Source organism: Amycolatopsis sp. NBC_01286 (assembly GCF_035982555.1).
GTDB lineage: Bacteria > Actinomycetota > Actinomycetes > Mycobacteriales > Pseudonocardiaceae > Amycolatopsis.
This window is the reverse complement of the sequence record NZ_CP108428.1, coordinates 5,424,274-5,443,545: the sequence shown is the minus strand read 5'-3', so window position 1 is coordinate 5,443,545 and position 19,272 is coordinate 5,424,274. Positions and strand designations below refer to the sequence as shown.

The window sequence follows — 19,272 nt, the reverse complement described above, 5'->3', positions numbered from 1 at the left end:
GAGGCCTTATCCGGAAATGGCTAATCTCGATTCCGTGAATCGTGGCCGGGGCGTGGTCCCCTTTGTCGGTTTTTGTGTGCTCGCCGGAATTCTGGCGGCCGGCACGGTGGCGCCCGCCGCCATCGGCGCCGGCCTGCTGTCGAATGAGGTCAGCGATTCCGTCGACGCCATTTCCGCGCAGCTCGCGGCGGCCGATCCGCCGTTGACGACGACGGTGACCGACCGCGACGGCGCCCCGATCGCGACGCTGTACTCGCAGTACCGGCTGCCGGTGACCGCGGCCGGGATCGCGACGACCATGAAGGCCGCGATCATCGGCGTCGAGGACCGCCGTTTCTACACCGAAGGCGGCGTCGACCTGCAGGGCATGGCACGGGCGGCGGTCAACGACAGCGCCGGCGGGTCGCTGCAGGGCGCGTCGACGATCACCCAGCAGTACGTCAAGAACTACCTCGTGAACGTCGTCGACCGGACCGACCCGGCGGCCCAGCAGGCCGACCGCGAGGACTCGCTCGCCCGCAAGCTGCGCGAGGCGAAAATGGCCGTCCAGCTCAACGACACGATGAGCAAGGACGACATTCTGGCCAGTTACCTCAACGTGGTCGAATTCAGCGGAACCGTATACGGCGTCGGCGCGGCGGCGAAAGCGTACTTCGGGACGACGGCGGACAAACTGACCGTGCCGCAGGCCGCGTTGCTCGCCGGAATGGTGAACAACCCGAGCATCTACAACCCGTACTCGCACCCGGACAAAGCGACCCAGCGCCGCAACACGGTGATCGACGACATGGTCACCAACGGCTCGCTGCCCGCGGCCTACGCCGTGACGGCCAAGGATGCCCCGCTCGGGCTCCTGCCCGGCGGACCGGTCACGCCGTCCGGCACGTGCATGGGCGCGGCGCCGGACGCGGGGTTCTTCTGCACCTACGCCGAGACCTACCTCGCGCACGCCGGCTTCACGCCGGACCAGCTCGCGACCGGTGGCTACACGATCAAGACCACGCTGGACCCGCGCGTCTCGCAGGTGGCGAAGGACGCCGTCGACGCGAACGTGCCGACGACCCAGGACGGCGTGGCCAACACCTTCGCCGTCGTCCAGCCGGGCCAGAACGGGCACCAGGTGCTCGCCATGGTCGCCAACCGGAACTTCGGCACCGACCCCGCGAAGGGCGAGACGTCCACCGACATCGTGGCCGACGCGAGCAACGAGTTCGGCGCGGGCTCGTCGTTCAAGATCTTCACCTCGGCCGCGGCGATGGTCACCGGCAAGGCGGGCCTGGACACGCCACTGCCGAACCCGGACAGCCAGTGCTTCACGCCTCCCAACGCCGACAGCCACACCGCCTGCTACACCGTCCACAACGACGGCCACTACGCCGACCCGATCACCCTCGCCGACGGTCTCGCGACGTCGCCGAACGTCGCGTTCGTCGGGCTCGAGAACGAGGTCGGGATGCCCGCCGTGCTCGACATGGCGCAGAAGCTGGGGCTGCGCAGCACCCTCGCGACGAACGACGCGGGTGCGGTGCCCGACCCGAAGTCGTCGAACCCGCAGTACAACGAACCGCAGTCGAAGTACTTCCAGAACCTGCTCTCGTTCACCCTCGGCAACAGCCCGGTCAGCCCGCTGGAGATGGCCAACGTCTCGGCGACGCTGATGAGCGGCGGCGTCTGGTGCCCGCCGAACCCGATCCTGTCGGTCACCGACCGGAACGGCAACGCCGTGTCCGTGCCGCAGCAGGCGTGCGAACAGGTCATCCCGGCCGGCGTCGCGAACACGCTCGAAGCGGGCCTGAGCAAGGACACCACGAGCGGTACCTCGGCCCAGGCCGCGCACGCGGCGGGCTGGACGCGCCCGGACATCGGCAAGACGGGCACGACCCAGCAGAGCGAGTCGGTCGCGTTCGTCGGCGGCGTCGACGATTACGCGGTGTCGTCCATGGTGTTCGCCGACGGTTCGCACCCGCGGGAGATCTGCCCGGGCACGCCCGTGCACCTGGGCAACTGCGGGCACGGCGCGTTCGGCGGCACGGTCGCCGCGCCGCCGTACTTCCACGCCATGAGCCAGCTGCTGGCCGGGGTGCCGGACCAGCAGATCCCCGGGCCGGACCCGGCGTACCTGACGGCCCGGTCGTGACCTACTTCGGTTCGAGGAACACGAGCGGGATCTCCCGCTCGGTCTTCGTCTGGTAGCCCGCGTAGTTCTTGAACTCGGCGGTGATCTTCGGCCACAGCCGGGCCCGCTCCTCGCCGTCGGCGACCCGGGCGAGCATCGGCCGCCGCGGCGCGCCCTTGACCGACACCTCGACGTCCGGGTTGTCGCGCAGGTTCAGGAACCACGCGGGGTGCGTGTCGTCGCCCCCGCGCGAGGCGACGACGACCAGCGCGTCACCCTCCTGGTGCGGCGAGGTCAGCATGACCGACCGCGGCTGCCCGCTCTTGCGGCCCACGGTGGTCAGCTCCAGGACGGGCATGGAGACGTTCCATCCCAGCCGCCCGCCGCTGATCTTGATCAGACCGCGGTGGACGGCGTTCATCGCTTTGAGGCTGAAGTCGCTCGGCATGATCGTGAATCTAGTCCCGGCGCCCCGAGCCGACCCTCCAGGTACGCGAACCGACTCCCGGGGTACGCGAACCGACCCTCCGGGTACGCGTATGTCCGCTTTGCCGGGAACCCGTCCGGCCGGTTTGGCGAAACCTCCACGGCCCGGCGCGCCGGTGTGCCAGGCTCCCGGCGAACGCAGGACCGACAGGAGAGAAGACGATGCTGATCTGGGGCTACCGCACGAGGATCTTCGTGCTGGCGATGACGACGTTCCTCTGCGGCCGCTGCGGCAACCCCGCCTCGCACGCCGTCCGCAAGTCGGTCACGAAGTTCACCCTCTTCTTCATCCCGCTGTTCCCGATCCACGTCAAGTACACGGCGCAGTGCACGTTCTGCGGGATCGAGAACCGGATCCCGAAGGAGGACGCCGTCCGGCTGCAGGCGCAGGAGGAGCAGGCGCAGCAGCAGGCGTCGCAGCCCTACCCGCAGCACCCGTCCCAGGGGTTCCCGCAGCAGGGGTTCCAGCCGCCGCACCCGTCGCAGCCGCAGGGCTTCCAGCAGCCGGGCCCGAACCCCCAGCAGGGCGAGTTCCCGCAGCAGGGCCGCTGAGCACTAGGCACTGACCGCCGGGAGCCGCGCGAACCCGCCGGCCCGGCGGGCGATCCGGGCGGCCGTCCCGGCGAACCGGACGTGGGCCGCGGCGAGCAGCACGACGTCGACCGCGCCGTGCGGCCGCTCCGGCGACCCGGCCCACTCGCGCAGCTCCCGCTCGGCCGCTTCGGTGCCTTCGACGGCTTCGGCGAGCCCGGCGTCCGCTCCGGTGAGGATCTTCTGCAGGTCCCGCGCGGCGGCGACCGCGTGCGCGGCCAGCCGCGTGAACGCGGGCCGCGCGTCCACCGGCACCCGCCGCACCCGGTCCGCGACCTCGCCCGCGAGACCACCCATCCGAGTGAGATCCGCGGCCGTGTGCACCGCGGCCACGACCGCCTTGACGTCCTCCTCGCGCGGGGCGTGCAGGGCCAGCAGCGCGCACGCCTGGTCCTCGCAGGCGGCCCCCAGCGCGGTCACCGCCGCGGCCTGTTCCCGCACGCGTCCGCCCAGCGTGGGGTCACTTTCGAGCAGGGCGCGCGTGGCCACTTCGAGCGTGCCCGCGACCAGCCCGCACAGGTCCGCGAGCCGGTGGGCCAGTGTGACGAGCTCCTTCTGAAACGCCGTCGGCATGGCGGCATGCAACCACCTCGGCCGGGGGACGGCGACTCGTCGCCTCCGCCCGGAATTGTCGGTCCCCCGTGCTCTGCTCGTCGGCGAGAGCGGTGCACCCCGCACCCGAGGAGAAGGAGGACCCGATGGCAGGCGAAACGCTGGTCACGGTGGTCGGCAACCTGACGACGGACCCCGAGCTGCGGTTCACCCCGGCCGGCGCCGCGGTCGCGAACTTCACGGTCGCGTCCACGCCGCGCACGCTGGACCGCGAGTCCGGCCAATGGCGCGACGGTGACGCGATGTTCCTGCGCTGCAGCGTGTGGCGGCAGTACGCGGAGAACGTCGCGGAGTCGCTCGGGCGCGGCGCACGCGTGGTCGTCCACGGCCGGCTGAGACAGCGGTCGTACGACACGAAGGAGGGCGAGAAGCGCACCGTGCTGGAACTGGACGTCGACGAGATCGGCCCGTCGCTGCGGTACGCCACGGCGAAGGTGACCAAGGCCGTCCGGGTCGGCGACGGCGTGGGAGGCGGCGCCTGGATGCCGGAACCGGTGGCCGCCGGGGTGGGGGAACCGCCCTTCTGAGCCCGGCCGTACCCATCCGCTCCCGACTCCCTTCCGAATGACTGTCGACGGGAAGTCGAGCCCGGCTGGACCGGCCGGAGCGACGATGAGGCACACGCTCTGGCCGGGCCGGTACCGGATGTGATGTCGAAGTCCCGTCATCTGGTTCGACGCATGAGTAGGACGATGCCGAACCACGAGCGGGAGGGGCCGGGATGGACGGGGACGGAAAGCCACGGACGACGGTGCACCCCTTGGTGAACCACCGCATGCTGGCGATGCTGCGGGCCGTCGGGGCCGGGAGGGGCCTGGTGTCGTGCAGCAGCGAACCCGACCTCTTCATCGACGGCCTGTCGTGCGGCGACCAGTTCGCCGCGCACGCGCTGGCCCACCTGGGGCTGATCAGCGCGACCTGCACCGGGCGGCCGGGCGAGCTCGTGCCGGCGGTGCTGACGCCCGCCGGCCAGGCGATCGTCACCGGAGAGCAGCGGCCCGCCGCCTGAGCGGCCGAGGTGTTTGACAACTCCAGAACGCAAGTACGGTGGCGGCATGAGCAACATCGAGGCCGACCCCGCCGAGCTCGCCTGCGGCGACCGGCCCGAGGCGGCCGATCCGCTGCGCCCAGCCGTGGAAGTCCTCACCCCGCGCGAAGTACCGCTGGGCGGCCCGCGGGCGATGCGCGTGCGGCGGACGCTCCCCCAGCGGTCCCGCTCGCTGATCGGCGCGTGGTGCTTCGCCGATCACTACGGCCCGGAAGACGTCGCCATGGACGTCGCGCCGCACCCGCACACCGGCCTGCAGACGGTGAGCTGGCTGTTCGCGGGCGAAGTCGAACACCGCGACAGCCTCGGCACGCACGCAATGGTCCGGCCCGGCGAGCTCAACCTGATGACCGGCGGCCACGGCATCTGCCACTCGGAGGTCTCGACCCCGGCCACGAAGACGTTGCACGGCGTCCAGCTCTGGGTGGCGCTGCCCGAGCGGCACCGGCACACGGCCCGCGGCTTCCACCACTACGTGCCGTCGGTGAACCGGATCGAGGGCGCGGAGATCCGGGTGTTCCTCGGATCGCTGGCCGGGCGCACGTCGCCGATCCCGACGTTCACCCCGTTGCTGGGCGCGGAACTGGTGCTGCACCCGGACGCCCACATGTCCCTCGGGGTCGACCCGGACTTCGAGCACGGTGTCCTCGTGGACTCCGGCGCGGTGACCGTCGCCGGCACCGCCGTCCGCGCGGCGGAGCTGGGATACGTCGGCACCGGCCTGCGCCGCCTGACGTTGAGCAACAACGGGTCCACGCCCGCGCGCTTCCTGGTGCTCGGCGGGACACCGTTCGACGAAGAGATCCTGATGTGGTGGAACTTCGTCGGCCGGACGCACGAGGAGATCGCGGACTTCCGCGAGGCGTGGCAAGCGGAGTCCGATCAGTTCGGCAGCGTCACCGGCTACACCGGCACCCCGCAACGGCTGCCGGCCCCGGAGTTGCCGGCGGTCCGTATCAAGCCCCGCCGCAACCCGGCTCGCTGACTCACCGGCCTCCGCCAGCCGGACCGGGGCCCCGGGCGAACGGGCTCAGCGCTCCCGGGCCTGGTAGGCCGCCAGCGTCGCCAGCCGATGCTCCCGCGCGTACTGCTCGACCTCCGCCGGGTCGCTCCCGCCCTCGATCAGGTCGAGCAGCCGGTCGTGCTCCGCCACCGAGCGCGGCGCCCGCCCCGGCACGGAGGCGAACGTGCTGTCGCGGACCGCGGCGAGCCGGGTCCAGCAGCGCTGCACCAGGTCGACCAGGTTGGGGTTCGGGCAGGCGCTGAAGAGCACCTCGTGGAACTCCGCGTTCAGCGCGGTGAACGCGAGCGGGTCGAACTCGGCGAGGCTGCGGCGCATCCGGTCGTTGAGGGCGCGGGCCCGCGCGAGCGTCTTCGGTGTGAGCAGCGGCGCGGCGAGCCCGGTGGCCGCGCCTTCGACGATCGCCACCGTCTGCATGGCGTGCTGGTAGGCGGTGGGGTCGATGGCGATCACCCGGGCCCCGACGTTCCGCTCGAACTCGATCAGCTCCTCGGCCTCGAGCCGGCGCAGGGCCTCGCGCACGGGCACCGCGCTGACGGCCAGCTCGCGGCCGATCTGGTCGAGCACCAGCCGGTACCCGGGCCCGTAGCGGCCGTCGACGATCCTGGCCTTGATCGTCTCGTAGGCCAGCTGGGACTTGGTGACCGCCGGTCTTCCCGAGGAGGCGCTGATCATGTAGGAAACCATATATGGTCCCGCCGACGGACGACGCCCAGGAGGCCGTGCCGATGCCGATGTCCCCGCCTTCCCCCACCGCGGCCGACCTGATCGTCGGCGGGCTGCGCGCCCACGGCGTCGACACCGTGTTCGGGCTGCCCGGCGTGCAGACCTACGACCTGTTCGACAGCCTGGCCCGCACCGGCGGCATCCGGGTGATCGGCGCGCGGCACGAGCAGACCGTGGCCTACATGGCGTTCGGGTACGCGCAGGCGACGGGCCGGACCGGCGTCTACACGGTGGTGCCGGGGCCCGGCGTCCTCAACGCCTCGGCCGCCATGCTCTCGGCGCACGGGGCCAGCGCGCCGGTGCTGTGCCTGACGAGCGAGATCCCGCGCGCCTACCTCGGCCGCGGGCTCGGGCACCTGCACGAGATGCCCGACCAGCTCGCCACCCTGCGGACGATCACCAAGTGGTCGGCGCTGGTCGAGCACCCGGCCGAGGTCCCGGACGCGCTGGCGACGGCGTTCCGGGAGGCCGCAGGCGGGCGGCCGCGGCCGGTCTCGCTGGCCGTCCCGTGGGACGTGCTGGGCCTGCGCGCCCCCGCCGAGCCGGCCGGACCGCTGCCGCTGCCCCGCCCGATCGTCGACCCGGACGCGATCGCGGCGGCCGCGGAACTCCTGGCCGGCGCCAAGAATCCGATGATCATGGTGGGCGGCGGCGCCCGGCACGCGGCCGCCGCCGTCCGGGCGCTGGCCGAGCGGCTGCAGGCGCCGGTGGTGCCGTTCCGCGGCGGCCGCGGGATCGTCGACGACAACCACCCGCTCGGCTTCACCTGCGTGTCCGGGTTCGAGCGGTGGCCCGGGACCGACGTCGTGATCGGCATCGGCTCGCGGATGGAGCTGTCCTGGTTCCGCTGGCCGGAGAAACCCGCGGGGCTGAAGACGATCCTGCTCGACATCGACCCGCGGCAGGCGACCCGGCTGGAGGCGGACGTCGCGATCGTCGCCGACGCGGGTGACGCCGCGGCGGCGCTGGATGCCGCCGTCGGTCCACAACGGACGGACCGCACCGCGGAGTTCACCGAGCTGAAGGCGAACGTTGCCGAGCGTTTCTCCGACGTCGGCCCGGAACTGGAGTACCTGCGCGCGATCCGGGACGTGCTGCCCCGCGACGGCTTCTTCGTCGAGGAGATCTGCCAGGTCGGGTTCGCGTCCTACTTCGGGTTCGAGGTCTACACCCCGCGCACCTTCGTCACCTGCGGCCACCAGGGCACGCTCGGCTTCGGCTACCCGACGGCGCTGGGCGTGCAGGCCGCGTTCCCCGGCCGGCCGGTGGTGTCGGTGGCCGGCGACGGCGGCTTCATGTTCGCCGCGCAGGAGCTGGCCACGGCCGTCCAATACGGGCTGAACGTGGTGGCCGTGGTGTTCGACAACGGCTACTACGGCAACGTCCACCTCGACCAGGAGCGGCTGTTCGAGGGCCGGGCCCTGGGCGGGCGGCTGCGCAACCCGGACTTCGCCCGGCTGGCCGAGACGTTCGGTGCGCTCGGCCTCACCGCCCGCACCCCGGACGACCTGCGCGGCGCCCTGGACAAGGCGTTCGCCTCGGGCCGCCCGGCGCTGGTGCACGTGCCGTGCGAGCTGGGCACCGGCGCGTCACCGTGGAAGTACCTGATGCCGAAGTCGGACCGGAGCTAGCCGGCGACCACCCGTTCCAGCGCGGCGAAGACCCGCTCGACGTCGGCCGCGGTCGTCCGCCAGTTGCTGAACGCGGCCCGCAGCGCCGGGCGGCCGTCGTGGACCGTCGGGGTCAGGAACGTGGTGCCCTCCGCGGCGATCCCGTCGACGAGGGCGTCGATCCGCGCCTGGGTCACGTCCCCGGCCGCGGTGAAGCAGACGACGTTGAGCCGCACCGGTGCGAGCAGCCGCCAGTGCGGCGAGCCGTCGAGGCGCTGCCCGAGGTCCCGGGCCAGCGCGACACAGCGCTCGACGATCTCGCGGTGCCCGTCCCGGCCGTAGGCCACGAGCGAGAACCAGGCGGGCAGCGCGCGCAGCCGCCGGGAGTTCTCCGGCGTCAGGTGCAGGAAGTCCGGGGTCTCGCCGATCTCGCCGAGGTAGGCGGCGTTGTTGCTGAACACCCGCAGCTGCAGGTCGCGGCGGCGGGTGAACTGGACGGCCGAGTCGTAGGGCACGTTGAGCCACTTGTGCAGGTCGACGACCACGGAGTCGGCCTGGTCGAGGCCCGCGGTCAGCGCGGCGTGCTCCGGGGCCAGGGCGGCGAACCCGCCGAACGCGGCGTCGACGTGCAGCCAGAAGTCGTGGCGCTGCTTGAGCGCGGCGATGGCGCGCAGGTCGTCGAAGTCGACGGTGTTCACCGTGCCCGCGTTGGCGACGACGACGGCCGGGCCGTCGAGCGCTTCGAGCAACTCGTCGAGCTTCGCGACGTCGACGGCTTCACGCCCCGGCAGCACCGGCACCTTCCGCAGCGCGGACCGGCCCATCCCGAGGAACGACAACGCTTTCGGGATGCTCGAGTGCGGCGAGCCGGACAGCACGGTGACCGGACCGAGCGCGGCGGCGCCGTCGTCGGTGACGGACACGCCGGCCCGCTCACCGAGCCATTCACGCGCGATGGCGAGCCCGGTCACGGTGGACATCGTGGCCCCGGTGACGAAAGCTCCGGAGAACTCCGCGCCGAGCCCGAACAGCTCGGCGAGCCAGCCGACGGTCTCGCGTTCCAGGTCCTGCGCCGAGGAGTCCATGCCGCTGGCGGAGTTCTGGTCGTAGGCGGAGGTGAGCCAGTCCCCAGCGAGCGACGCCGGCGTCGCCCCACCGGTCACGAACCCGAGGTAACGAGGCCCGGCACTGGCGGCGAACCCGGGTTCCCACCGCTGCGCGAACTCGTCCAACGCCCTAAGTCCTCCGACCCCCTCGACCGGCAGCGGAGCCCGGGCCATCACCCCAGGCGGCACAGCCGCGGCCCGCCCATCCAGCCCGGCAAGCGCCTCCCCGGCCAGTTTCCGCGTGGCGTCAAGAAGATCGGGCAGAGCGTTAAGGTCATGGGCCAGCCTCGGGTGCATGTCCCCGACGCTAAGCCCCGCGAGAACGCCTGTCGCGGGCCAATCCCCCAAAACTGGCCCGCCACCGAACGCACCGTGTCGACCCCCCAATCACGCGAGTCGACCCCCGAATCACGCGAGTCGACCCGCCAATCACGCGCGACGCCCCTCCAGACACACGTGATGCCCCGCCAATCACGCGCGATGACTCCCCGATCACGCGCGATGCCCCACGAATCACGCGTGACGCCCGCAATCGCGGCAGCAACCTCGGCCGCAGCCGGGCGAAACCGGCCGGGATCCTTGGACATCCGGTCCTCCCTCGCCCGACCGGACAGCACGCCCGCCGGACAGCCCGCCCGCACGCACGCCGGACGCCCGCTCGCCGGAGAAGCCGGGCACCGGCACCGGCCGCTGGAACCGGCCGCCGGATCAGCGGCACCGGCTCCGGCCGGCGGCCGCTGGCCGCCGGATCAGCGGCGTTGGGTCAACGGCGTCGGGTCAACGGCGCCGGAGCCGCCGGATCCGGCTCTCGGCCGGGTCGAACGCGACGCGGCGCAGCGGGCCCGTGAGCAGCAGCACGACCGCCATCGCGGACAGCGCGGCCAGCACCATCGCGGCGACGAACTGGGCCGCGCCGGACGTCGCCGTGGCCAGCACCGCGAAGCCGGCCAGCACCAACGCCGGCGGGGCCAGCAGGCCGCAGAACACCGGGATCAGCGGCACGCGGTCACCGTCGGGGCGGCGGGCGGACACCACCGCCGCCCCGGCGCAGGTGACCGCGGCGACCAGGAGGCAGCCGCCGACGGTGTCGCTCAACCGGTGCCAGCCCAGCGCCACGGCCGCGGCCGCGACCCAGGCGACGCCGATCCCGCCGGCCACCAGGACCTGCAGGCGGAAGCGGCGGGGCAGGACGATCGCGAGCGCCAGCAGCACGGCCATCGCCGCGCTGACGTGCCCGCTGGGGAAGCTGTTGTGGGCGGCCACGCCCAGCCGGTCGCCGGTGCTGGGGCGGTCCAGGACGTACAGCTTGAGCAGCTGCGCCACCACCAGCGGGGCCGCGAGCAGGATCAGGGCCGTCACGCCGAGCGCGAACCGGCGCCGCAGCAGGGAGATCACCACGAGGAGCACCGCGACGCCGCCGAGCACGACCACCAGGTCCAGGTCCGCCAGCGGCTGGGCCCAGCGCACGGTGGAGCCCGCCGACTGGGCGCTGCGGACGACGCCGTTCTCGACGCTGCGCCCGGCCTCGGTGCGGACGAAGAGCAGGTAGGCCGCGACGAAGGCGAGGGCGAACCCGGCCGTGCCCGCGAGGAGCACCGCGGTCCGGGACGCGGCCTGGGTCACCAGGGCGTGCCGCGCGGGGCGGGCGGTGGGGGGTGCCTCGAAAAGAATCACTGCCATGTCCCCGAGTCTGGAGCCGGCATTTCGAGATCCCGTCAGCACGATGTCATGGTTTTGCTACAAGATCGCCCTGAGTCGCCACGACGTGCGGTTTTCCGAATAATGGCGCCGTGGCCGAGGTACTGGTGGTAGAGGACGACGCGGCGGTGCGGGAGGGACTGGAACTGGCCCTGCGCCGGCAGGGACACGTGGTGCACACCGCGGAGTCGGGCGAGGCCGGCATCGAATTGCTCGTGCTCCGCAGACCCGACATCGTCGTGCTCGACCTGATGCTGCCCGGCATGGACGGCTTCGAGACCTGCCGCCGGATGCGGGCGTCGGGGCCGATCCCGATCGTCATGCTGACCGCGCGCAGTGACGACTTCGACATCGTCGCCGGGCTGGAAGCGGGCGCGGACGACTACGTGGCCAAGCCGGTCGAACCGCGGGTGCTGGACGCGCGGATCCGCGCCGTGCTGCGCCGCGCGGTCAGCGAACGGCCCACCGAACAGCCCGCTCCCGAGGAACGGCACGGCGACCTGGTGATCGACCGGGCCGGGCTCGAGGTGACGAAGCGGGGCACCCCGGTTTCGCTGACGCCGACCGAGCTCAAGCTGCTGCTGGAGCTCTCGCGCACCCCCGGGCAGGTGTACAGCCGCCAGCAGATCCTCTCGTCGGTGTGGGACCACGACTACCTCGGCGACTCCCGGCTGGTCGACGCCTGCGTGCAGCGGCTGCGCGCGAAGATCGAGGACGTGCCCGCGAGGCCGGAGTACGTGCAGACCGTCCGCGGCTTCGGCTACCGGTTCGGCCGTTCGTGACCTCGCGGATCCGGTCGTGGCTCGCCGGGCTGAGACCCCGGCTGGTCGCGGCGTTCGCGGTGATCATGATCATCGGCGCCACCGCCGCGGCGGGCGCCAGCTACGTCTCCGCCCGCAACGCCATCCTCGGCGGCTTCCAGGACCAGACGATGCTGAAGCTGCGCGACCAGATCGTCGCGTACCTGCCGACCGTGTCCCTGCCGCCGACCCAGGCGAGCCTCGACGCGTTCGGCACGGCGCTCAAGTCCAGCAACGCCGTCGTCGTCTACCACGGCCTGCGCTCGGGTTCGGGCATCAGCGTGGACAGCGTGCCCGCCGACCTGCGCCATGCCGTGTCCGTCAGCACGAACATCCAGTTCCAGCGGGTCGACACCGGGGGCTTCCCCCAGTTCTTCGTCGGCGTGCCGGTGCAGACCGGGACGAGCGGCCGGACCAGCGGCATCGAGGTCTACACGATGGTGTCGCTGGTCCAGCAGCAGGCCGCGATCGACGAGCTGGCCCGCACGGCCTGGCAGACCTCGGCGCTGGCGCTCCCGTTCGCGGTGGTGCTGGCGCTGCTGGCCGCGCGCCAAGTGCTGCGGCCCGTGCGGGCGCTGAACACCGCGGCGAGCCAGCTCGGCCGGGGCAAGCTGGACGTCCGACTGCGGGTGAAGGGGTCCGACGAGCTGGCGCAGCTGGTCACGACGTTCAACAACACCGCGGCGGAACTGGAGCGCACGGTCGGCACGCTGCGCACGATGGAGTCCGAGGCGCGCCGGTTCGTCGCCGACGTCTCGCACGAGCTGCGCACCCCGCTGGCGGCGATGAACGCGGTCACCGACGTCCTCGACGAGGACGCCGACCAGCTGCCACCGGACACGGCGGTCGCGGCGCGGCTGGTGTCGGCCGAGACCCGGCGGCTGACCCGGCTGGTGCAGGACCTGATCGAGATCTCCCGGTTCGACGCCGGACGCGCGGAGCTGCGGCGGGAAGACCTGGACGTCGCCGCCGCGGTCACCGACAGCCTCGCCGCGCGGGGCTGGGAACCCGGTGCCGACGTGGTCGCCGACCTGCCGCCCGGCATCACGGCGCGGCTCGACCGGCGACGGCTCGACATCGTCGTGGCGAACCTGGTCGGCAACGCGCTGCGGCACGGCGCGCCGCCGGTCGAGGTGTCCGTGCGGGCGGCGGGCGGTGACATCGTGCTCACCGTCACCGACCACGGGCCGGGCATCCCGGAGGCGGTGCTCCCCCGCGTGTTCGACCGCTTCACCAAGGCCGACACGGCCCGGGCCCGATCCGAGGGCAGCGGGCTGGGGCTGTCCATCGCGCGCGAGAACGCCCGCCTGCACGGCGGCGACATCGTCGCGGTCAACACCGGCACCGGTGCCCGGTTCGAGCTGCGCCTGCCCCGGGAGGCGTGGTGAAGAAGCTCCTCGTCCTGGCAGCGTTGCTCCTGGTGAGCGCGTGCGGCGTCAAGCCGACGCCGGTCGTCCCCGCCGGACCCGCGCCGACGCTGCGGAACCCGGCGACGAACGGGCTCGGCACCGACCTGACGCTGTACTTCGTCCTCGACGGGCGGGTGACGCCGGTGACCCGGTCGACCGGTGACGCGGTCGGCGTCTCCGAAGCGTTGGCGACGTTGCTGGGCGGCCCGTCCTACGCCGAGACGGCCGACGGCTACGCGACGATGCTCCCGGCCGAAACCGGCCCGATCACGCTGAGCTCCGGCTCACCCACGACGATCACCTTCTCGTTCCCGCTGAAGCGGCTCACGCAGATCGCGGTCAACCAGCTGGTCTGCACCGCGGTCGCCGCCCTGGTCGCCGACGGCGGCTACGTGGCCGACGGCGCCATCACCCTCGCCGGCTCCGACTTCCAGCTCCCGTCGCAGACCTGCCAGGCGTTCTGAGCGACCCCGGTCCCGGCGTCAGCCGGGGTAGGGCCGGGCCGCGCGGGCCTCGGACAGCGAGCGCGCCCACCACTGCAGCTGGTCCAGCAGCGCCTTCGCCGCGACACCCGCGCTGTCGTCCGTCGGGACGCCGTCGGCGCCGAACCGGGTGTGCGCGCCGTGGAAGCTGACCGTCTCGCGGATGGTCACCGCGTGCAGCTCGGCGAAGACCGCGCGCAGGTGCTCGACCGCACGCAGGCCACCGGACATGCCGCCGTAGGAGACGAACGCGACCGGCTTCGCCATCCACTCGGTGCGGTGCCAGTCGATGACGTTCTTGAGCGACGCCGGGTAGCTGTGGTTGTACTCCGGGGTGACCACGACGAACGCGTCCGCGGCCGCCAGCCGCGGCGTCACCTTGGCGGTCTCGGCGAGCACCGCGGGCGACGGCGTGCTCCCGAACGCCGGCATCGCCAGCGGCAGGTCCGGTTCGGCGAGGTCGATCACGTCGACGTCGAACCCGCCGTGCTCGCCCGCGACGGCGGCCAGCCAGTCCGCGACCACCGGGCCGAACCGTCCTTCCCGGACACTTCCCACGATCACGGCGACCCGTACCGGAACTTCGGACACGCTTCCTCCTTGACACAGCGGCGTTGTTGCCGTCCGGGTCAGGATGAGACTTCAAGCTCGCTTGAAGTCAAGCGCGCGGCTGTGGTTGGCTGGGAGCATGGTGAACGCCACAGCCCGGAGGCTGCCCGACCTCACCGTCGGCGAACTGTCGCGACGCAGCGGGGTGCCCGCGTCGGCCCTGCGCTTCTATGAGGACGAGGGGCTGATCCGCAGCCGGCGCACGGCCGGCAACCAGCGGCGTTACTGCCGCGACACGCTGCGGCGGGTGACGTTCGTCCGGATGTCGCAACGGGTCGGGATGCCGCTGTCGGCGATCCGCGAGGTGCTCGCGCTGCTGCCCGACGATCGCACCCCCACGCGCGCCGACTGGGCGCGGATCTCCCGCTGCTGGCAGGAGGACCTGGACGCGCGGATTCGGCAGCTGGCCCAGCTGCGTGACCAGCTGGGCGACTGCATCGGCTGTGGCTGCATGTCGCTGTCGAAGTGCCGGCTCGCCAACCCGGGCGACCGGCTCGGCGCCGCCGGTCCGGGGCCGCAACGGCTCCCGGACCACCGCGGCGACGGCTACGAGGACTGACTAGCGGCGTTCGAGGACGCCGCGGACGAACTGGGCCTGCCCGGCGTGCTGGATGTCGTCGTCGACGACGCTCACCAGCCGCACGCCGAGGGTGACCGGCGGGTCCCAGGCCTCGTCGACGACCCGGTCGAGGGCCTGGCCGTCGAGCCCCTGGACGTACTTGAGGGTCTGCTCGTGCACCGCGTCGTAGTACCCGGTGAGCAGCTCGGCCTCGACCCGGACCGCTTCGACGTCGGCCGGGCGGTGCCCGTAGCCGGTGTCGCCCGCCGGGAACGGGAGGCCGAACCGGGTCAGCCAGTCCTGGCTCGTCCACACCTGCTCGGTCCCGGCCACGCCGGCGACGTGGTCGTCCTGGACGCGGGTCAGGTGCCAGACCAGCCAGGCGATCGAGTTGGCCTCTGCGTCGAGGCGGGCCCCGAGCTGCTCGGCGGTGAGACCTTCCACCGCCGCGTGCACGGAGCCCTGGACCCTGCTGAAGCCGTCTGTGAGCAGATCGGCCACGTTCATCGGCTTGCCCTCCCCGTTCGCGGACACCGGTGTGCCGGCGTGCGTCGATCATGCACGCCGGCACCGGTGGTGGCTAGCGGGGCAGCAGCTGGTCGAAGAACGAGCGGTAGCGCCGCAGCGCGAGACGCAGGTCCTCGGTGGCCGGCTCGCCGTGCTGCCACTGGCCTTCCAGCTCGCTCTTGTGCTCGGCGAACGTCGTGGCCAGCGCGCTGATGACGCCCGCGACCAGCTCGTCGGCCTCGCGGACCGCCTTCTGCGGGTCGTCGACGAAGCCGGTCTGGACGCCCTGCCAGCGGTCGCGGAAGCCCGTGACCTTCTCCTCGTCGATCAACGGCTGCTGGTCGGCGCCGTCATCGGCCGACGGCCGCGCCGAGTCGGCGCGAGTGTCCGATGTGTCGGCAGTGGTGCCGGCAGCGGTGCCCGCGGCCGTGTCGGTGCCGGTGTCTGCCGTGGTGTCCGTGGCGGTGTCGTGCCGGCCCGTCGCCGACGCCAGGTCGGCGGTGCTCAGGGCCTGGTCGTCCCCGTGGTCTTCGGCGACCGGTTCGCGGAAGTCCGTCCCGCCGTGCTCGGCGAGCCCGCCGGCGCCGGTCTCGCGCACGTCACCCTCGCGGGCGAAGTCGTCGTCCTGTTCGGCGCTGTGCCGGGTGAGGTGATCGGTCATGGTCAGCGTCCTCCGTTCCACTCGGTCCGCGGCTGTGCGGACGCTTCCCGCTCGGGCTGTACGCCGTCGCGGTCTCGTACTTTTTCGCTGGGGTCGTGCTCGGTGCGGTCCGGCGCGCCGGCAGTGCGGTCCGCCGCGACAGCGGTACCGTCCTGGGCGGTGCGGTCGTGCTCGCGCTCGCTGTGGTCGTGACCGTTGTGGTCGTGGCCGTTGCGGCGCTCGTGGTGGTCGTCGGCCGCGGCGTCCGAGTTGTCCGAACCATCGGAGCCGTCGGTCAGCAGGTCCTCGAACACGGTGCGGTAGTGCACCATCGCGTCGCGGAGGTCCTCAGTGGACGCGCCGCTGCGCTCGTGCTGCGTCGCGTGGGCGGCGCGGTAGTGCTCGAGGGTCTTGGCGTGCCGGACCGACAGGTCGGCCAGCTGCTGCTCGTAGCCTTCGGTCGGGTACCCGCGGTCGGACATCAGCGAGACCAGGACGCGGTCGGCCTCGGCCACCGCGGCGGCCGGGTGGTCGACGAAGTTTTCCTGGGCCTGCGCCCATTCCCGGGTGTAGCGCTCGCGCGCCGACGCCGACAGGGGGCGGATGTCGAGCTCCTTGTGGCGGCGCTCCCGCTCGGCCAGTTCACGCTGCGCGGCCCGCGGGCTGTCCTTCTCCTCGACCGTCCGGTCGTACTCCGGACCGAACCGCTGCTGCAGGCGTTTCCGCTGCATCTCCTGCGTCACCAGCCAGATCACGGCGCCGAGCACCGCGACGGCCACGACGACGATCACGACGATCAGCCATGTGGGCATCGCACAAAACTCCTTAAAGGATGTCGAGCTCCCCGATATGCCAAGGGTTCCCGCCCCACCGGCTCCGAAACTCGTTGGCGCGCCCGGACTTCCGATTCGGCCGTCCGGCGGATGCCGGTACCGCCGGATGCCCACGCCCCCGGGAAGGCGCTCACGGTGTAACGACGATAACAACAGGCGACTAGCGTCGTTAACGTTCGAGTGCTATCGTCGATAACAGCAAGACGGAAGCGGCGCTACCAGCGCCACCCGAGAGGAAGAAGGCACCGATGAGCACCACCGAACCCCGCGTCGCGATCGTCACCGGCGGCTCCCGCGGCATCGGCCGCCAGGTCGCCGAACGCCTGGCCGCCGACGGTATGGCCGTCGTCGTCAACTACGCGGGCAACCGGACCGAGGCCGACGCCGCCGTCGCGGCCATCACCGAACGCGGCGGCCGGGCGATCGCGGTCAAGGCCGACGTCGCCGACCTCGACGCGGTCGCGGAACTGTTCGACACCGCGGAGCGCACTTACGGCGGCGTCGACGTCGTCGCCCACCTGGCCGGCGTGATGACCGCGCCGACGCCGATCGCGGACACCGACTTCGACGTACTGGACCGGGTGCACCGCACCAACATCCGCGGCACGTTCGCCGTGGCCCAGCAGGCCGCGAAGCGGGTGCGCGACGGCGGCGCGGTCGTCCTGACCTCGACGTCCGTGCTCGGGCTGAACCTGCCCGGCTACGGCATTTACAACGCCACCAAGGGCGCGGTCGAGGCGATCACCATGATCCTGGCGCGCGAGCTGCGCGGGCGCGACATCACCGTGAACACCGTCGCCCCCGGTCCGACCGCGACCGCCCTGTTCCTGGACGGCAAGGACCAGGAGACCATCGACCGGATGGCCAAGCAGCCGCCGCTCGAGCGGCTCGGGCAGCCCGGGGACATCGCCGAGGTCGTCGCGTTCCTCGCCGGGCCGGCCCGCTGGGTCAACGGCCAGGTGCTGCGCGCCAACGGCGGGATCGTCTGAGAAACCCTTACCCGGAAAGGAAAAGAGCCATGATCATCGTCATCACGGGCGCCTCCAGCGGGATCGGCGCCCTCTCCGCCCGGGCGCTGGCCCGCGCCGGCCACACCGTCTACGCGGGCATGCGCGACACCGGCGGCCGCAACGCGCCGCAGGTCGACGCCGCCGCCGCGTTCGCCCGCGACCACGAGACGGACCTGCGTTCGGTCGAGCTGGACGTCTCCAGCCAGGAGTCGGCCGACGCCGCGATCGCGTCGATCGTCGCCGAGCACGGCCGGCTGGACGTCGTGGTGCACAACGCCGGGCACATGGTGCTCGGCCCGGCCGAGGCGTTCACCGCCGAGCAGCTCGCGCAGCTGTACGACACCAACGCGATCGGCACCCAGCGCGTCAACCGCGCCGCCCTCCCCCACCTGCGCGCGCAGCGCGACGGGCTGCTGGTGTGGGTGTCGAGCAGCAGTGTCCGCGGCGGCACCCCGCCCTACCTCGCGCCGTACTTCGCGGCGAAGGCGGCGATGGACAGCCTCGCCGTCTCCTACGCCGCCGAGGTGGCCCGCTTCGGCGTCGACACCGCGATCATCGTGCCCGGCGCGTTCACCTCGGGCACCAACCACTTCCCGAACTCCGGGCACCCGGCCGACACGGACGTCGCGGCCGCCTACGAAGAGCGCTACGCGGGCCTGACCGACCACGTCGCGGCGAAGCTGGCCGAGATCACCCCGGCCGGCGCCGACGTCGCGACCGTCGCCGAAGAGCTCGCGCGCGTCGTGGACCTCCCCAAGGGGCAGCGGCCGTTCCGGACGCACATCGACCCGGCCGACGACGGCGGCTGGCTGGTCGCCGAGGTCGGCGACCGGATCCGGAGCGAGTTCCTGCGCCGGATCGACCTGGCCGACCTGCTCAGCCCGGCGGCCGGCTGAACCGGGTGACGATCACGTGGTCCTTGGCCGGCCCGCGGACCGCCCACTCCTGGCGCCAGCGGCCGGCGTCGAGCACGCGGTAGCTGCCGCGGTACAGGTCGTCGCGGCAGGGGTGGTCGGTCCGCCAGTGCCCCTCACGCAGGTCGAGCTCGTGGAAGAAGCCACCGTGGTCGAAGTGGACGTCGGCCCGGCCGGGCGCGGTGGGCCGGTAGTGCAGCGTGCGCGTCACCGGGCCGGTGTAGCCGTTGAGCCGCATTTCGCCGGCTTCGCGGTAGACGAGCACGCCGCTCTCTTCGGTGAAGGTGGCGGTGCCGGTGACCTCGCCCGCGGGCTCGCCATCGGCGGTGCGGATCTCGCGGTCCAGCCGCCACTCGCCGCCGAAGTGCGCGGCCAGGTCGGTCACCGGGAAGTACTCGTCCATCGGCTCCAGTGTGTCACCCGGCCGTGACGGGGACGGGTCCGGTCGCGGATCACGCGGCTTCCGCGGGGACGGCCCGCCTGAGCGCCTGTTCC

General features: G+C 72.4%; 22 protein-coding genes. 12 read left to right on the top strand and 10 right to left on the bottom strand.

The window, feature by feature from the left end:
• The first annotated feature begins 16 nt into the window (after positions 1-16).
• The gene (locus tag OG570_RS26165) at positions 17-2,137 is read left to right on the top strand and encodes a transglycosylase domain-containing protein (RefSeq protein ID WP_326951905.1); all 2,121 of its coding nucleotides are present in this window, start codon (positions 17-19) and stop codon (positions 2,135-2,137) included.
• 1 nt (position 2,138) lies between these two features.
• Here OG570_RS26165 and OG570_RS26160 read toward each other — a convergent pair whose 3' ends face one another.
• On the bottom strand, positions 2,139-2,564 hold the full coding sequence (locus OG570_RS26160) for a nitroreductase/quinone reductase family protein (protein WP_326951904.1): 426 nt from the start codon (positions 2,562-2,564) through the stop codon (positions 2,139-2,141).
• A 200-nt stretch (positions 2,565-2,764) separates the two neighbouring features.
• On the opposite strand from OG570_RS26160, the gene OG570_RS26155 reads away from it, so the two are divergent.
• Entirely contained in the window at positions 2,765-3,154 is a 390-nt protein-coding gene (locus OG570_RS26155) for a zinc-ribbon domain-containing protein (protein ID WP_247054416.1), read from the top strand.
• Between the two features lie 3 nt (positions 3,155-3,157).
• Here the strand turns inward: OG570_RS26155 and OG570_RS26150 are convergent, their stop codons facing one another.
• Positions 3,158-3,766, bottom strand: coding sequence for a PhoU domain-containing protein (locus tag OG570_RS26150; protein WP_326951903.1), 609 nt, complete (start codon positions 3,764-3,766; stop codon positions 3,158-3,160).
• Positions 3,767-3,891: 125 nt separating this feature from the next.
• On the opposite strand from OG570_RS26150, the gene OG570_RS26145 reads away from it, so the two are divergent.
• The 3 genes from OG570_RS26145 (at position 3,892) to OG570_RS26135 (ending at position 5,838) form a co-directional block, all read left to right on the top strand.
• Positions 3,892-4,332 (top strand): single-stranded DNA-binding protein, encoded by a 441-nt coding sequence (locus OG570_RS26145; RefSeq protein ID WP_326951382.1) that lies wholly within the window; start codon positions 3,892-3,894, stop codon positions 4,330-4,332.
• A 194-nt stretch (positions 4,333-4,526) separates the two neighbouring features.
• Complete coding sequence (locus OG570_RS26140) at positions 4,527-4,814, top strand: hypothetical protein (protein WP_247054422.1); 288 nt, start codon at positions 4,527-4,529, stop codon at positions 4,812-4,814.
• Between the two features lie 46 nt (positions 4,815-4,860).
• A complete protein-coding gene (locus tag OG570_RS26135) occupies positions 4,861-5,838 on the top strand; it encodes a pirin family protein (RefSeq protein WP_326951902.1) in 978 nt (325 codons plus the stop codon).
• A 45-nt stretch (positions 5,839-5,883) separates the two neighbouring features.
• Here the strand turns inward: OG570_RS26135 and OG570_RS26130 are convergent, their stop codons facing one another.
• The gene (locus OG570_RS26130) at positions 5,884-6,561 is read right to left on the bottom strand and encodes a GntR family transcriptional regulator (RefSeq protein ID WP_326951901.1); all 678 of its coding nucleotides are present in this window, start codon (positions 6,559-6,561) and stop codon (positions 5,884-5,886) included.
• A gap of 2 nt (positions 6,562-6,563) precedes the next feature.
• Here OG570_RS26130 and OG570_RS26125 point away from each other — a divergent pair, with 2 nt between their 5' ends.
• Positions 6,564-8,231, top strand: a complete 1,668-nt coding sequence (locus tag OG570_RS26125) for a thiamine pyrophosphate-dependent enzyme (protein ID WP_326951900.1) — start codon at positions 6,564-6,566, stop codon at positions 8,229-8,231.
• Here the strand turns inward: OG570_RS26125 and OG570_RS26120 are convergent.
• Together OG570_RS26120 and OG570_RS26115 are read right to left on the bottom strand one after the other, a co-directional pair.
• A complete protein-coding gene (locus OG570_RS26120) occupies positions 8,228-9,442 on the bottom strand; it encodes a pyridoxal phosphate-dependent decarboxylase family protein (protein WP_326951899.1) in 1,215 nt (404 codons plus the stop codon). The two genes, OG570_RS26125 and OG570_RS26120, sit on opposite strands and share 4 nt — an antisense overlap.
• A 651-nt stretch (positions 9,443-10,093) precedes the next feature.
• Positions 10,094-10,996, bottom strand: a complete 903-nt coding sequence (locus tag OG570_RS26115; protein WP_442788185.1) for a phosphatase PAP2 family protein — start codon at positions 10,994-10,996, stop codon at positions 10,094-10,096.
• 110 nt (positions 10,997-11,106) lie between these two features.
• Between OG570_RS26115 and OG570_RS26110 the strand changes: the two genes are divergently transcribed.
• From OG570_RS26110 to OG570_RS26100, 3 genes are all read left to right on the top strand, one after another.
• Entirely contained in the window at positions 11,107-11,796 is a 690-nt protein-coding gene (locus OG570_RS26110; RefSeq protein WP_326951387.1) for a response regulator transcription factor, read from the top strand.
• 65 nt (positions 11,797-11,861) lie between these two features.
• Positions 11,862-13,202: an ATP-binding protein gene (locus tag OG570_RS26105; protein WP_326960157.1), complete on the top strand. Its 1,341-nt coding sequence runs from the start codon at positions 11,862-11,864 to the stop codon at positions 13,200-13,202.
• Positions 13,199-13,687 carry a hypothetical protein gene (locus OG570_RS26100; RefSeq protein ID WP_326951898.1) on the top strand — a complete coding sequence of 163 codons (489 nt, stop codon included), beginning with the start codon at positions 13,199-13,201 and terminating at the stop codon, positions 13,685-13,687. The genes OG570_RS26105 and OG570_RS26100 overlap by 4 nt, the downstream gene beginning before the upstream one ends.
• 18 nt (positions 13,688-13,705) lie before the next feature.
• On the opposite strand, the gene OG570_RS26095 is transcribed toward OG570_RS26100, so the two are convergent.
• Complete coding sequence (locus tag OG570_RS26095) at positions 13,706-14,296, bottom strand: NADPH-dependent FMN reductase (RefSeq protein WP_326951897.1); 591 nt, start codon at positions 14,294-14,296, stop codon at positions 13,706-13,708.
• Positions 14,297-14,393: 97 nt separating this feature from the next.
• On the opposite strand from OG570_RS26095, the gene soxR reads away from it, so the two are divergent.
• Positions 14,394-14,873 carry a redox-sensitive transcriptional activator SoxR gene (gene soxR, locus OG570_RS26090; RefSeq protein WP_247054440.1) on the top strand — a complete coding sequence of 160 codons (480 nt, stop codon included), beginning with the start codon at positions 14,394-14,396 and terminating at the stop codon, positions 14,871-14,873.
• Here soxR and OG570_RS26085 read toward each other — a convergent pair whose 3' ends face one another.
• The 3 genes from OG570_RS26085 to OG570_RS26075 all read right to left on the bottom strand — a co-directional run bounded on the left by OG570_RS26085 (position 14,874) and on the right by OG570_RS26075 (position 16,832).
• Positions 14,874-15,380: a mycothiol transferase gene (locus tag OG570_RS26085; RefSeq protein WP_326951896.1), complete on the bottom strand. Its 507-nt coding sequence runs from the start codon at positions 15,378-15,380 to the stop codon at positions 14,874-14,876.
• Positions 15,381-15,453: 73 nt separating this feature from the next.
• Positions 15,454-16,041 carry a hypothetical protein gene (locus OG570_RS26080; RefSeq protein ID WP_326951895.1) on the bottom strand — a complete coding sequence of 196 codons (588 nt, stop codon included), beginning with the start codon at positions 16,039-16,041 and terminating at the stop codon, positions 15,454-15,456.
• A 2-nt stretch (positions 16,042-16,043) separates the two neighbouring features.
• On the bottom strand, positions 16,044-16,832 hold the full coding sequence (locus OG570_RS26075) for a hypothetical protein (RefSeq protein ID WP_326951894.1): 789 nt from the start codon (positions 16,830-16,832) through the stop codon (positions 16,044-16,046).
• Between the two features lie 269 nt (positions 16,833-17,101).
• Between OG570_RS26075 and OG570_RS26070 the strand changes: the two genes are divergently transcribed.
• Both OG570_RS26070 and OG570_RS26065 read left to right on the top strand, forming a co-directional pair.
• The gene (locus tag OG570_RS26070) at positions 17,102-17,842 is read left to right on the top strand and encodes an SDR family oxidoreductase (protein ID WP_326951893.1); all 741 of its coding nucleotides are present in this window, start codon (positions 17,102-17,104) and stop codon (positions 17,840-17,842) included.
• A gap of 29 nt (positions 17,843-17,871) precedes the next feature.
• Positions 17,872-18,759 (top strand): SDR family oxidoreductase, encoded by an 888-nt coding sequence (locus tag OG570_RS26065; RefSeq protein WP_326951892.1) that lies wholly within the window; start codon positions 17,872-17,874, stop codon positions 18,757-18,759.
• Here the strand turns inward: OG570_RS26065 and OG570_RS26060 are convergent.
• Positions 18,740-19,180, bottom strand: a complete 441-nt coding sequence (locus OG570_RS26060) for a DUF6314 family protein (RefSeq protein ID WP_326951396.1) — start codon at positions 19,178-19,180, stop codon at positions 18,740-18,742. The genes OG570_RS26065 and OG570_RS26060 overlap by 20 nt on opposite strands.
• Positions 19,181-19,272: the final 92 nt, after the last annotated feature.